The sequence below is a fragment of the Streptomyces sp. NPDC043738 genome (assembly GCF_056436545.1).
In genome coordinates, this window is sequence record NZ_JBWKCJ010000002.1 from 281,272 (window position 1) to 294,261 (window position 12,990).

Annotated in this window: 15 protein-coding genes; 7 read left to right on the plus strand and 8 right to left on the minus strand. The window is 72.3% G+C overall.

The annotated features are described in order from the left end of the window. Positions 1 to 88: 88 nt before the first annotated feature. From AC0680_RS04380 to AC0680_RS04395, 4 genes are all read right to left on the minus strand, one after another. The gene (locus tag AC0680_RS04380; protein ID WP_478625078.1) at positions 89 to 1,420 is read right to left on the minus strand and encodes an LCP family protein; all 1,332 of its coding nucleotides are present in this window, start codon (positions 1,418 to 1,420) and stop codon (positions 89 to 91) included. A gap of 378 nt (positions 1,421 to 1,798) precedes the next feature. Beyond that, on the minus strand, positions 1,799 to 1,972 hold the full coding sequence (locus tag AC0680_RS04385) for a hypothetical protein (protein WP_478624782.1): 174 nt from the start codon (positions 1,970 to 1,972) through the stop codon (positions 1,799 to 1,801). A 419-nt stretch (positions 1,973 to 2,391) separates the two neighbouring features. After that, positions 2,392 to 3,357 (minus strand): M56 family metallopeptidase, encoded by a 966-nt coding sequence (locus AC0680_RS04390; protein WP_478624784.1) that lies wholly within the window; start codon positions 3,355 to 3,357, stop codon positions 2,392 to 2,394. 3 nt (positions 3,358 to 3,360) lie between these two features. Then, positions 3,361 to 3,858 carry a BlaI/MecI/CopY family transcriptional regulator gene (locus AC0680_RS04395; RefSeq protein WP_478625081.1) on the minus strand — a complete coding sequence of 166 codons (498 nt, stop codon included), beginning with the start codon at positions 3,856 to 3,858 and terminating at the stop codon, positions 3,361 to 3,363. Positions 3,859 to 4,054: 196 nt separating this feature from the next. On the opposite strand from AC0680_RS04395, the gene AC0680_RS04400 reads away from it, so the two are divergent. Then, entirely contained in the window at positions 4,055 to 4,630 is a 576-nt protein-coding gene (locus AC0680_RS04400) for a TerD family protein (RefSeq protein ID WP_478624786.1), read from the plus strand. 160 nt (positions 4,631 to 4,790) lie between these two features. On the opposite strand, the gene AC0680_RS04405 is transcribed toward AC0680_RS04400, so the two are convergent. Continuing rightward, complete coding sequence (locus tag AC0680_RS04405) at positions 4,791 to 5,246, minus strand: tellurite resistance TerB family protein (protein ID WP_384424604.1); 456 nt, start codon at positions 5,244 to 5,246, stop codon at positions 4,791 to 4,793. A 242-nt stretch (positions 5,247 to 5,488) separates the two neighbouring features. Here AC0680_RS04405 and AC0680_RS04410 point away from each other — a divergent pair, with 242 nt between their 5' ends. From AC0680_RS04410 to AC0680_RS04425, 4 genes are all read left to right on the plus strand, one after another. Then, positions 5,489 to 5,713, plus strand: a complete 225-nt coding sequence (locus tag AC0680_RS04410; RefSeq protein ID WP_478624788.1) for a hypothetical protein — start codon at positions 5,489 to 5,491, stop codon at positions 5,711 to 5,713. Next, on the plus strand, positions 5,710 to 6,696 hold the full coding sequence (locus tag AC0680_RS04415; protein ID WP_478624790.1) for an acyl-CoA desaturase: 987 nt from the start codon (positions 5,710 to 5,712) through the stop codon (positions 6,694 to 6,696). The genes AC0680_RS04410 and AC0680_RS04415 overlap by 4 nt, the downstream gene beginning before the upstream one ends. Continuing rightward, positions 6,693 to 7,127 carry a DUF5994 family protein gene (locus AC0680_RS04420; RefSeq protein WP_478624791.1) on the plus strand — a complete coding sequence of 145 codons (435 nt, stop codon included), beginning with the start codon at positions 6,693 to 6,695 and terminating at the stop codon, positions 7,125 to 7,127. Before AC0680_RS04415 ends, AC0680_RS04420 begins: the two co-directional genes overlap by 4 nt. Before the next feature lie 427 nt (positions 7,128 to 7,554). After that, positions 7,555 to 8,079, plus strand: a complete 525-nt coding sequence (locus AC0680_RS04425) for a DUF6344 domain-containing protein (RefSeq protein WP_478624793.1) — start codon at positions 7,555 to 7,557, stop codon at positions 8,077 to 8,079. A gap of 257 nt (positions 8,080 to 8,336) precedes the next feature. On the opposite strand, the gene AC0680_RS04430 is transcribed toward AC0680_RS04425, so the two are convergent. From AC0680_RS04430 to fabI, 3 genes are read right to left on the minus strand one after another with little or no spacing between them, the layout of a single operon-like run. Next, positions 8,337 to 9,845 (minus strand): class I adenylate-forming enzyme family protein, encoded by a 1,509-nt coding sequence (locus tag AC0680_RS04430; protein WP_478624795.1) that lies wholly within the window; start codon positions 9,843 to 9,845, stop codon positions 8,337 to 8,339. Continuing rightward, a complete protein-coding gene (locus tag AC0680_RS04435) occupies positions 9,842 to 10,354 on the minus strand; it encodes a MaoC family dehydratase (protein ID WP_478624796.1) in 513 nt (170 codons plus the stop codon). Before AC0680_RS04435 ends, AC0680_RS04430 begins: the two co-directional genes overlap by 4 nt. A gap of 6 nt (positions 10,355 to 10,360) precedes the next feature. Beyond that, positions 10,361 to 11,131: an enoyl-ACP reductase FabI gene (gene fabI / locus AC0680_RS04440; protein WP_478624798.1), complete on the minus strand. Its 771-nt coding sequence runs from the start codon at positions 11,129 to 11,131 to the stop codon at positions 10,361 to 10,363. Between the two features lie 372 nt (positions 11,132 to 11,503). Here fabI and AC0680_RS04445 point away from each other — a divergent pair, with 372 nt between their 5' ends. Together AC0680_RS04445 and AC0680_RS04450 are read left to right on the plus strand one after the other, a co-directional pair. Then, a complete protein-coding gene (locus AC0680_RS04445) occupies positions 11,504 to 11,752 on the plus strand; it encodes an acyl carrier protein (protein ID WP_468976611.1) in 249 nt (82 codons plus the stop codon). 683 nt (positions 11,753 to 12,435) lie between these two features. Then, positions 12,436 to 12,957 (plus strand): 4'-phosphopantetheinyl transferase superfamily protein, encoded by a 522-nt coding sequence (locus AC0680_RS04450; protein WP_478624800.1) that lies wholly within the window; start codon positions 12,436 to 12,438, stop codon positions 12,955 to 12,957. Positions 12,958 to 12,990: the final 33 nt, after the last annotated feature.

Here is a 12,990-nt window from a genome sequence, read left to right on the forward strand (position 1 = left end):
ACGTGCGGCGGCGGGCTGCCGCCGCACGCCCCCGCCGCACGTCCGCACTCACCGCACGTCCGCACTCACCGCACGTCCTCACCCGCCCCTAGCCGCCGAACTTCGCCGCGAAGTCCGGCCCGATCGTCAGCGTCACCGCCCCCGGTGCCGCGCCGGCCGACTCGGTCGCCTTGGCGCCGGACAGGTGGGCGGCGAGCACCTCGCTCTGGACCGCGAGCCCCGCGGGGTAGGTGAGAGCGGTCCTGTCGGTCGCCGGGGCGTTGCCGGTGGCGATGACCGTGAAACCGAGCTTGCGCAGCTGCTCGGCGGCCGAGGCGGCCTGGCCGGGGGTGCCGGTGCCGTTGAGGACGCGGACCTGGACGGAGTGCGCGGTGACGGGGTTCTTCGCGGCCTCGGCGAGCCGCTTCTTCCCGGCCGCGCCGAGCTCGCGGTCATGGGCGAGGTCGCTGAACAGCTGGCCGGCCTGCGGATACTGCCAGACCACATTGGCCTTGTCGGTGGGGACGTCGGCCTCGCGGTAGTAGTTGGGCACGGTCACGAAGGTGAGGCGGTCGCTGGGGATGTCCTTGACCGTCGAGGCGAGGTCGGTGAGCGCGTCGATGCTGTCCAGATCCCTGTCGGTGGTCACGGACTTGGTCGCGGAGTCGAGGAAGTTGTAGAGAGCCCCGGGGCTGGTCAGCTTCTCCTGCGCCTTTTTGCCCAGCGCCTTCATGAACTCCTGCTGGCGTCCGATGCGCCCCAGGTCGGAGCCGTCACCGACGCTGTAGCGGGTACGCACGTACCCGAGCGCCTTCTCGTCCCGTACGGTCTGGCAGCCCGCCTCCAGGTCGAGGTGGGCCTTCTTGTCGTGGATGGCGTGCTTGGGACAGACCTCGATGCCGTCCAGGGCGTTGACCATGCCCTTGAAGCCCTGGAAGTCGATCGAGGCGAAGTTGTCGATGCGCAGTCCGGTGTTCCGCTCGACGGTCTTGATGGTGCAGGCGGCCGCCTTGGAGATGTCGCCGGAGTCGCCGCCGATCGAGAACGCCTCGTTGATCTTGAAGTGGTGCGGGGACGACTTCGTGCCGTTGCCGCGGGTGCAGGAGGGGATCTGCACCCAGGAGTCGCGGGGGAAGGACAGCGCGGTGGCCCACTCGTGGTTGGCCGCGATGTGCAGCACCATCAGCGTGTCCGACTGCATGGTGGTCAGGTCCTTGCCGTACTTGGCGTTGGCGCCGGCGCGGCTGTCGGAGCCGACGAGCAGGATGTTCTTGGAGCCGGGGCTGAGGTTGGTCGGCCGCTTGCCGTCGATGCTGATGTCCGTGCCGCGGATGTTGCCGTCCAGCTGGACATAGGCCCAGACGCCGACACCCGCCGCGCCGAGCAGCAGCACGCCGAGCGCGCCGCCGGTCCAGGCGACGATGCGCCCGCGGCGGGTCATCCGCACCTTCCCCGTGCCGGCCGCCCGCCGGGACCCGCCGGCCGCGCGGGAGGAGCCGGCGGACCTACGGCGGGACGCGGCACCGGACGCCCGGGAGCCGTCGCGGACCGCCCGGGAGCCGTCGCCGCCGGTGCGCGAGTCGTCGCCACGGGTACGCGAGCCGTCATCGGTACGCAACGAGCGGGGGGCGCCGCCGCCCCGTCGGGCCGTCTTCTGGTGCGTCTGCCTGTCATGCACGCCGATGGCCCTTCTGGTCCTTCTGTTGCTGGTGATGCGAGCGGTGCGGATGGTGCGAATGATGCTGTGCGGGGGACGGCACGGTTTCACGTGAAACCGCGCCCGAGGCCGGCCTCAGCGGCAACCGGCGCAGGCAGCGGGTCAGATGCCCGTGCTCGGCAGGAGCCGGATGGAGTCGGGGTCGTAGTGATGCCACTGCGGACCCGCGCCGCCGGGAAGCGTGCGCAGCCGGCACCACAGCTCGCCCGCATCGTCGGTCCACCAGGCGCTGATGCGGCCCAACTCCCATGTGCCGTCCGGGTATTGGACCTCCACGGGCTGATAGACCCATCGCACCTCCGCCTCTGGAGGCGGGCAGTCCCAGCTCAGGAGTCCGCACCTCGTCGCCATCTCCCCCTCCGGACGCGCCTGTTGCGCATATGTCCGCGCAACTCTACCGGTGCGTCTACAAGGTTGTAGAAGTTGCCGGTTATGCCACCGCTCACAGCGGTCCGCGGGCGTCCCCGGTGAGGGCCAGAGATCAGTGTGCCGCTAGAGCGGGCTCGCTGCCCCGGGAACGGCGAACCGGGCGCACTCTGGCGTGTCCGGCCCGGTCCGCCGGCCGTACGCGGGTGAGGGGGCCGGCCACCGCACCGGTGATCGGACCGGCGACCGCATCGCAGCCCGGACCGCCGACCGGACCGGCGACCGCATCGCCGAGCGGAGACCGTCGGCCACCTCCGCGGGCGGCCCCGTCAGAGCGGTGTCGCCGCCTTGAGGACGAGGAACAGCGCCACCGCCGCATTGAGCGCGGAGAGCGCGGAGGCGGCCGTGCCCGCAGCGGCCATCAGCGCCGCCAGGCCCGCCGGGGTCAGCGCCGGTGGCCAGTGCCGGGCCGACGGCACGGGCCCGAGCAGCGCCGCCACCCGGCGCGGCACCGGACCCGGTGCGGGCGCCGCGAAGTGGGCCAGTTCCGGAGCCGGTCCGGGCCGCGAGATCAGTGCGGCCCGGCCCACGGCGCGCGCGGTCAGCCGCCGGTCGCCGACCACCCGTGCCGCCTCCTCGTCCGCCCAGCGCTCGGTGGCGAAGGCGACCGCGGAGCGCAGCGGCAGCAGCAGCGGGTTGACGCAGCCGGCCAGGCGTACCGCGAGCAGGTAGCGGTGGTGGTGGCAGCGCAGATGCGCGCGCTCATGGGCGAACAGGGCGCGCCGCTCATCGCCGTCCAGGCTGCGCAGCATGCCGCGGGAGACCGCGATCCGGCCGGGCCTGGCGGGGCGGCCGGGGCGGGCCGGGGTGCCGGGCACGGCGTAGGCGTACGGATCGTCGTCGGGCAGCACCGCGGGGTCGGCCCCGGCGGGCAGGACGTCCAGCGCGCGGTGCGTACGGGCCCGGATCCGGCGGTGCCGGCGCAGCGCGGCGGCGCAGACGGTGAGCGCGGCGGCCAGCAGCGGGATCGCGGCGGCGCCGGCCACCTCGGCGTACGGGACCGCGGCCCGCACCTCGGGGTCCGACCAGCCGTCGGGCAGCGGATTGCCGGGCAACTGGGCGGTGCCGACGACCATCAGCAGCGCCAGGCACAGGGTGCTGCACACGCCCAGGACGGTGGCGAGCAGGGTCAGCAGGCGGGTGGTGACGCGCGGGTGGAGGTGCTGCTCCGCGAGCCGGGCGATCGGCAGCGCGGTGAGCGGCAGGACGAGCGGCAGGAACACGAAGACGCCCACCGGTCAGCCTCCGCGCGCTTCGTCCGAGGGGCGGTGCCGGGCGGGGGCCGCGGGCGGTTCCGCGGCCGTGGCCGGGGCGTCGGCCGGGTCGCCCTCGCCGTCGCCGGTCGTGGCGCGGTCGAGGAGGGTGCGCAGCAGCTGCTCGTCGTGCGCCGAGAGCGCGGAGACGAAGCTGGTCAGTACGGCGTCGCGGTCCGGCTCGCCGTCCAGGACGCGGCGCATCCGCAGTGCGGCGAGCCCGGCCTCGTCGGCGGCCGGGGTCCACAGATAGGCGCGGCCGGACCGCTCGCGGGTGACGGCCTGCTTGGCGTGCAGCCGGGACAGGATCGTCATCACCGTCGTGTACGCGAGGTCGCCGCCGAGCCGTTCCTGCACCCAGGCGGCGGACGCCGGACCCGGTGCGTGGTGCAGCGCGGCCAGCACCTGGGCCTCCAGCTCGCCCTGTCCGCGCCGGCGGGCACCCCCAGCGCCCGGCGCCTTCCCGAAGGGCTTGCCGCCCATGCCGTCGCCTCCCATCACGCCGGGTCCCGCTGGCCGGGACATCGGGGCATTTTACGGCGTGGCCGGCCGCCGAGTGGCTGGATCCGGGCGGTCGGAGACCGGCCTGTAGCCCGACGCCGCAGACTCGGCCCCCCTGCTTCTACACTCCTGTAGATTTTGGCCGATCCCGGAACGCAGGCAACACCTGGAGGAAGCCATGGGAGTCTCGCTGGCCAAGGGCGGCAACGTCTCTTTGTCGAAGGAAGCGCCCGGACTGACCGCGGTCACGGTCGGCCTCGGCTGGGACGTACGGACGACGACGGGCGCCGACTACGACCTGGACGCCAGCGCGCTGCTGTGCACCGAGGCGGGCAAGGTCGCCTCGGACGCGCACTTCGTCTTCTACAACAACCTCACCAGCCCCGACGGCTCGGTGGAGCACACCGGCGACAACCTGACCGGTGAGGGCGAGGGGGACGACGAGTCCCTCAACGTCAACCTGTCGGCCGTGCCCGCCGACATCGCGAAGATCGTCTTCCCGGTGTCGATCCATGACGCGGAGAGCCGGGGGCAGAGTTTCGGCCAGGTCCGCAACGCCTTCATCCGCGTCGTCAACCAGGCGGACGGGACCGAGCTGGCCCGCTACGACCTGAGCGAGGACGCCTCGACCGAGACCGCGATGGTCTTCGGTGAGCTCTACCGGCACGGTGCGGAGTGGAAGTTCCGCGCGGTGGGCCAGGGGTACGCGTCCGGCCTGGCGGGCATCGCCGCGGACTTCGGCGTCAACGTCTGAGCGCTTCGCGCACGGGCGGGGGAGGCGCGGCCGCCGCCGGGCCGCCGCGCCTCTTCCGCCCGCCCGGACCGGAACCGCTCCCGCCCGCCCGGAGCCCGGAGCCGCTCCCGCCCGCCGGAGGCCGGCCGGCGCGCGTGCCCGGGGGCCCGGACCGCGCGGGTCAGAGATCGAACTCGGCCGGCGCGATGCCCAGGGCGAAGCACACCTCGCGCACCAGCGCCTGCTCCGTCTTGTCGAAGTCCCCGTCCGCGCCGCCGATGACGATGCCGATCTGGATGACGGCCCGCGCCTCGGTCGGCTTCTTCTTCACCTTGCCGACCTCCTGGAGCACGCTGACCTTGCCGAAGTCGAAGTCGGCGGTCAGCTTGTCGAGGTAGCCGTCGAAGCGGCGCTGCAGATCGTCCGCGGCGAAGTTCTGCAGCACCTCGTTGGTCGCGATGAGCTGGGCGACCCGCCGGCGCTCGGTCGGGTCGACGGTGCCGTCGGCGGCGGCCACCAGGGCGCACATCGCCATGCTCGCGTCCCGGAAGGCGCCGCTCTTGAGGTCGTTCTTCTTGGCGACGAGCTGGGTCTGCATCGTCTGGGCGGAATCCTTGATCCGGTCCCACAGCGCCATGAGGGTCTCCTCCATGTGTGAAGCGATGGTCATGCGTGATGGTCATGCGTGAGTAAAATCTACAGTCTTGTAGAAGTTGCTGTGTCGTGCCCCCCGGGACGGGGTGCATCGGGAGCCCGCGGGGTATCACCACCCATAAGGGGATGTACCGGGCGGCCGAGGGGTACCTTGGAGGCACCGGAACACCGAACGACACCCGGGGACGCCCAGGGACAACCCAGGGATTCGGTGAGGTGAGCACCATGCAGACTCTGTTGACCGTGGTCGTGCTGCTGGCGCTGGTCGCGCTGGGAGCGCTGTTCATCGCCCGGGTCAATGCGCAGCAGGCCGGACGGATGGCCACCCACCGGTACGCGGACTGGAAGCAGTCGGTGCGGCAGCGGATGCACAAGCGGCCCCGGGGCAGCCGCGCCGGACCACGGGTGGCCGGTCCGCCGCCCTCCGGTAAGGCGGGCAGCGACCTGTGACCTCGACCGCCCGCACCTTCCCGTCGGCGCGGGACTACGACGGGACCTCGCCGTTTCCCGACAGCGGCGCGGACACCCCGCCGAGCGGCGGCCGGCGGATGTACGTCACGGTCACCGGCATCATCGTCGTCGCGCCCTTCGTCGGCCTGGGCGTCGCCATCCCCCTCCTGTGGGGCAGCGTCGTCCACCTCACCGATCTCGTCCTGCTGGCCGTCTTCTACGTCGTCTCCGGCCTGGGCGTCACCGTCGGCTTCCACCGCGGTCTGACCCACGGCAGCTACACCGCCGCCCCCGCGCTGCGGATCGGGCTGGCCGTCGCCGGCTCGCTCAGCTTCCAGGGCGATGTCATCGACTGGGTCGCCACCCACCGCCGCCACCACGCCTACACCGACCGCCCCGGAGATCCGCACTCCCCCTACCGCTACGGCACCAGCCTGCGCGGGCAGCTGCGCGGACTCGTCCACTCCCACATCGGCTGGCTCTTCGGCAACGACCCCACCTCGCACCGGCGCTTCGCGCCCGATCTGCTCGCCGACCGCGGCATCCGCGCCGTGGACCGGGCCTTCCCCGCGCTGTGCCTGCTCACCCTCGGGCTGCCGTTCGCGCTGGGCTTCGCGCTCGGCGGCAGCTGGGTCACCGCGCTGACCGCCCTGCTGTGGGCGGGGTTCATCCGGATCGCGCTGCTGCACCACGTCACCTGGAGCGTCAATTCGCTCTGCCATGTCATCGGCGAGCGGCCGTTCCGGACCCGGCGCCATGACCGGGCGACCAACCTGTGGCCGCTGGCCCTGCTGTCGTTCGGCGAGAGCTGGCACAACCTGCACCACGCCGATCCGACCTGCGCCCGGCACGGCGTCGACCGCGGTCAGATCGATGTGTCGGCAGCAGTCATCCGGCTCTTCGAGCGCCTCGGCTGGGTCTGGGACGTGCGCTGGCCCGACCCCGCCAGGGTCGCCGCCCGTCGCATCAGGAGCACCGCATGACCACCGCCTCCGGGGACCCCGTCCACTCGGTACCTCCCGGACACCACGCCCCGCCGCTCGTCGCCCGTCTGACCATCGCGCCGCACGCCGGCACGGTGCGGCGCATCGACGGCGTCTGGTGGCCGCACTCCACCGACCTGCTGGCCGAACTCCCCGAGCTGCTGACCGCGTTGCCCTTCGACTGGCCGCGGATCACCCACGCCACGGTCAACGGCGCGGTCTGGCCCGCCCTCCCCGCCCACACCCTCGTCGGCGGCCATGTCGTCCGGCTCCGCAGAACCACCGGCCGCCCCGGCCCGGACACCATCTGCCTGGTCTCCCCCGGCCACGGCCGCTGGGACCTGCTGATCATCCCGCCCGACACCCCCGAATCCGAGGCCGTCCGCATCATGGCCGAGATGGCCCGCACAGGGGAGCCGGCACCGGCCTGAGCCGGGGGGCCTGCCCGTAGGCCCGGCGCCCGCACATCCTCGGAATCCGCCATATCCCAGGAATCCGCCGCGCGCATCCGCGGCGCCTCGTCCCCTGCGTGCGAAGGGGTCGCGACCGGTCGCCCGAGCGGCCGGTGACCCGCCGCCGACCTGCTGTCCGAGGCCGGCGGCTACTGCGTACGGGTGGTGTTCATCCGAAGAACGCCGATCCAGGGGCGTCGGTCCGTGAATCCTCCCATTGCGTACTCATCATAAGAAAACGCAACAGAAGCGGCGCAACGTAAGCGATACGAGCGGAGCTCCGCAACTGCAGCGGTGCAGGAGAAGTACACGCACCACAAAGCGCACGCACCACGAACCACACGCACAACAAGGAAGTAGCGGCAACGGATCTCACGGGGAGATCCAGATCGAAAGCGAGGGGACCATGGCTGCGACCAAGGTCATGAAGTTCTGGGCGGTGTGCCTGGCGATGCTGGGCAAGCTGCTGGCATCACTGGGCGTCTCCGCGGCGGCGTCGGCTGCGCGCCGGGAGGCCGCGCTGTACGAGCGGACCCTGGGCAACGCGAACGCGGACTCCGACGCCCCGGGCGACGAGACGCCCAAGGCGGCGCACCGCACCGAGCCGGACCACGGCCCGGGAACGGGTGCTTGCAAGGTGCCTGCCGCCCGAGCCGTGCCCACCGTGCCCGGCCCGCGTGGCGTGCCGGTGATCGGCCGATCCGCGTCCAGCCTGCGGATGTTCGCCCGGCCGGAGCTGCCGCCGACGATCAAGCAGCGGATCAGCGCCGAGGCGCACGGAGCCTCGCCCGGCCTGCGCAGCCGCTGCATCCGCGGTATGGAGCCGCTGCCCGCCGCAACGGCCGACGCCGCGCTGCACTCCGACGTGGACGCGCGCTCCGCGGTCATCCCGGCGGCCCGCCGTCATATGCCCATCACCCGCAGCATCTGAGCCGGTCAGCGGCAGTTCTTGAGAAAGAGACCGGAAACGTCCCTGGACGCAGGACCGGGCAGAGAACCGGGCAGAGCCGGACGCCGAGCAGACCACGGAACCGACCGGGCAGAGCCGGACGCGGAGCAGGGCCACAGACCGGTGAAGGCTCCGGTGAAGGCTCCGAGATGTTTCACGTGAAACGCCCGCAGAGCCGCTCACGCACACGCAGCAGCAGACACCCACAGACCTGAACCACCCCCACAGCGCCCGGAGTTCTAGCGGCCGCCCCCCTGCCGGGGCACCGGTTCCGGACCCACTCCCAGCTCCAGCCCCAGCTGAGCACGCAACGCGCGCGTGTCCGGCTTGCCGTTGGCCGTGAGCGGGAAGTGGCCCACGACATGAACCGCGTTGGGCTGTTCGTACTCCGCGAGGTGCTCGGCGAGCCGCCGGCGCCAGGTGAGCGGGGCCTCGCCCTCGGGGTCCGCGACGACGAAGTGCAGTGCGCTGCCACGGCGTTGGTCCGCGACCGCCAGCACCTTGACCGGGCGCCCGCAGGCCTCGGCACGACGCTCCAGGCTCTCGGGGTAGAGCGTGAAACCCAGCCGGTGCACGGCCTGATTGCGGCCCACCACCCGTACGGTTCCCTCGGTGTCGACGCTGCCCAGATCGGCCGTCGGGTACCAGGCGTCCGGATCGACGGGCGTGAGCGAGCCGTCCTCCTGGAGGTAGCCGGCCATCAGCCCGGGGGAGCGCACCTCGATGACGCCCAGCTCGCCGGGGTCGGCAGTGCTGCCGTCGGGGCGCAGCACGCGAAGCCGCACGCCGGGCAGTGGACGCCCGCAGCCGTGCGGTGCGTCGGGGGTGGCCAGCGCGACGTTGCCGAGTTCCGTCAGGCCGTAGCCGTCCAGCAGCGGGCGGCCCATCGTCGTGCGGAAGGACTCCGCCAGCGGGGCGGGCAGCGGTGCCCCGCCCACGCCCCAGATGCGGACGCCCGCGAGCCCGGCGTGCACCTCGGGCCGGCGCCGCACCACGCCCAGGAGCGAGTGGTAGGTGGACGGAGCGGCGTCCACGGCGGTGGCGCCGTGCGCGGCGGCCTGGGTGACGGCCGCGTCGAGCCGCTGGTAGGGCGTGACCAGCAGGGTGCAGCGGGCCAGCCACCACAGCAGGATGACGGAGAGCCCGTACTGGTGGGAGAACGGCAGCAGCGGGGCGAGGACGTCGTCCGCGCGGTAGCCCATGGCCTGGATGGTGCGCAGTGAATTGTCGAGGACCGCGTGACCGGGCTTGACGATGCCTTTGGGGCGCCCGGTGGTGCCCGAGGACCACAGGACGAGCGCGTCGGGGCGGCGGAACCAGGGCGTCAGGTCGACCTCGGCCGGGGGTGGCGGCGGAGTGCCGGCGGCGAGCCCGGGGTAGTGCACGACGCACCGGTCGGGGATGCCGGGGAAGCCGGTGGCGTGGTCGGCGGCGGTGACCAGCCAGCGGGCGCGGGCCTGGCGGGCGGCCGCGGTGGCGTCGGCGGCGGAGAGCCGGTGGTCGACCGGGATGAGCGAGGTGTCCAGCCGCATCAGGGCCAGCAGCGTCACGACGTAGTCGACGCTGTTGTCGCCCTGGACCAGCACCCGGTCGCCGGCGCGGAGACCAAGGCGGGCAAGGGCGTGGGCGGTGGTCTGCACCCGGCGGGTGAGCGCCGGTCCGTCGAGCCGGCCGGTGTCGCCGGGCGAAGGCGCGGTCCCGTCGACGAGCCGGGCGGCGGCGACCGGAGGGGCGATGGTGTCGGTCATGGGTGCTCCGATCCCGTGGGGTCGAGGGGGGGCCGGGGGCGGGGCCGCCTCCTGCCCGGTCTGGGCTGGGCGGGAGCCGGGCCGGGGGCGGCCCGGCACAGCAGTGCGGAGGTGGTGGTGGCCACCCACAGGCCGGCCGCGTCATGGAACTCGCAGTCCAGCGTCAGCAGTTCACAGCCCGCGAGGGCGGTGGCCTCGGTGAGGCGGACGGTGGCGTGGAGGGTGTCCCCGGCGTGTGCGGGGCGGGCGTGGCGCAGTGACTGGGAGCGGTGCACGGCGCCGTCGAGGCTGGCGATCTGCGGCCGTGCGCTGAGCAGGGCGTCCTCGGCGCGTGCGGCGAGGGTGGCGAGGTAGGTCGGCGGGGCGATGGTGTCCGGGTGGCCGAGGGCGCGTGCGGCGTCGGGGTCGGTGTACGCGGGGTGGGGGTCGCCGAGCGCGGCGGCGAAGGCGGCGATCCGCTCCCGGTCGATGGCGTACGGGCCGCAGCGCAGGCTCGTGGGCTGCGTCATCGGCCGTCAGTCGCCGATCATGTGGCGGCCGCCGTCCGCGTGCACGATCTCGCCGGTGGTGGCGGGTAACCAGTCCGACAGCAGGGCCACGCAGGTACGGGCCACCGGCCCCGCGTCCTCGGGGTCCCAGCCCAGGGGCGCGCGGGTCGCCCAGCTCTTCTCGAAGGACGGTCCGTCGCCGCCGATGCCCCGTGCGGCCAGGGTGCGCAACGGTCCGGCCGCGACCAGGTTGGCCCGTATGCCATGTCCGCCGAGGTCGCGCGCCAGATAGCGCGAACAGGCCTCAAGTCCCGCCTTGGCGACGCCCATCCAGTCGTAGCCCGGCCAGGCGCGGGAGGCGTCGAAGTCCACCCCGACGACCGAGGCGCCGGGGCACAGCAGCGGCCGGCAGGCCATGGTGAGCGCCACCAGGGAGTAGGTCGAGGTGTGCAGCGCGGCGGACACCTCGCGCCACGGCGCGGTCAGAAAGCCGCCGTCCAGGCAGGCTGCGGGGGCGTTGGCGACGGAGTGCAGCACACCGTCGAGCCCGTCGAGGTGGGCGCCGACCCGGTCGGCGAGCGTGGCGAGCTGTGCCTCGTCGGTGACGTCCAGCTCCACGACGGGGGGCTCCTCCGGGAGCCGCCGGGCGAGCCGGGCCACCAGGCTCGGCCGGCCGTACGCGGTGAGGACGATCTTGGCGCCTTGTTCCTGGGCGAGCCGCGCCACCGCGTAGGCGATGGAGCGTTCGGTGATCACACCGGTGACAACCAGCCGCTTTCCGTCGAGCAGACCGCCCATTGCGGTTCCTCCGTCTGACTCGTCATCGACTCCAGAGTCACTGAAGATAACTCAGAAGCATTGTCTTGGCTTGGTCTTGATAGATCATCATTGACAACCTATCCGACCTCCAGTTGACTAGAACTGTCAAGTGTAGTCAAAGGAATGACTCTGATGTCACGCCTTCCGGCCGGTGGTGTAGGCGCGGGCCTCGAACCAGCGCCGGACCGCTCCGGACCGCTTCGGGTCGCGCCGACTTCGGCCGCCCCGGCCGCCGTGCGCCGCACGCCTTCATACCCTGTGCGCCCCCGTGCGACCCCCGTGCGACCCCCGGGCCTCGCGGCCGACCGGTGACGCACTCCCCCATTCCGCAGAGAGGTGACCGCCGTGACCATTCCGACCCGCGAAGAGATCGTCGTCCAACTCGCCGAGATCCTGCATGAGGTGGCCGGTGTCCTGCCGGCCGAGGTGACCGAGGAGAAGTCCCTGGTCGAGGAGTTGGACGTGGACTCCCTGGCGATGGCGGAGGTCATCGTCGTCGCCGAGGAGCGATTCGGGATCGCGCTGCCCGAAGAGGAGATGAAGGACATGCGTACAGTTTTGGACATAGTGCTACGAGTCGAGAAGCAGCTGGCGTCCTGATCCCGGCGGCGCCGCGTACACCGCCCGGCACCCGATCGGCGCGCTCCTGCCGGGCCGCCCGTCCGGCAGGAGCGGCTTTGCCCCAGGCGCATGAATAAAAGTCAGTTCCCCCCTTCTCCTTGGCGTATCGGCGGACCGCCCGCAGATCACCCCCTGGAAAGGCCGCAGATCACCCGGCGCTCCAGTCGCCGTGAACCGGAGAACGCGGCCCCCCGACGAGGGCTCGACATGGCGAAATCTGGTAATGCCCGCGAGTAAACCGAAGTTGATTTCCGGTCGTCGCTTGTTGACGCAGGCATAGACCAGGGTTACCTTGAGGATCTCCGGAGGGAAAACCAAATCGACTCACTGCACTGCTTTCCCGGATACGACCGTCCGCGGAAAGGAGACATGGTGCGAGGGGATCTATGCGGGGGGACCAGTCTTTCCATGGCGTGCATTCACTCAACCATGACCACGGCCGCGAAGGCGGCGGCGCAAGCGGCGGCGGCGGTCACACCGAGGGTCCGCACCGTGCGGTCAACTCACCACTCTGGTATGGAAGTTGGGACCCCGACCGCTCCCCTGAATTAGCCGACGGCGGTTTGCATATCTTCTCGCCCACGACCGGCGATATTCGAGAGAACGACTGTTTGGCGGCCTTTCTCGGTCGATTACTGCATTGTTCCCCGCGCGATATTCCGGTGATCCGGGACGGCTTCGGCCGGCCGGCGTTCGCAGAACCGCCCGCCGGCACCGGCTGGCCCCCGGGCGCCCGCCTTTGCCTCGGCATCACCGCCGACCCCGGACGGCAACTCCTCGCCCTGATGCGGGACCTCCCGGTGGCCCTGTCCGTGCACACCGTTCCGCCCGGCCCCGTCCGCGAACTGCTGCTCCCCTTCACCGCGTCGGAGCGCCGGCACATCCAGGAGGTGCCCGCGGACCGGCGGGCCCACCGGCTGGCCCAGCTGTGGACCCGTAAGGAAGCGGCCCTGCGGTTGACCGGCCCGGGCGGGCTGGCCACCGTCGACGAGATCGACGCGCTGAGCGAGGCGCGGGACGGCAAGGTCGTGATCCCGGCGTCCCGCGCACACCCCGGCGGCGTCGCCTACGTCCACGATCTGCCCGCCGGCCCGCGGACGGTGGCCTGCGCGGCCACCACCGCTCCCGCCCCCGGCGTGCGCATGTGGCAGCCCGACTCCCCTGAGGCGCAGCCGAAGACGTGACGCCGTAGGCCGGCCGCCCGGTTCCAGCTCGGG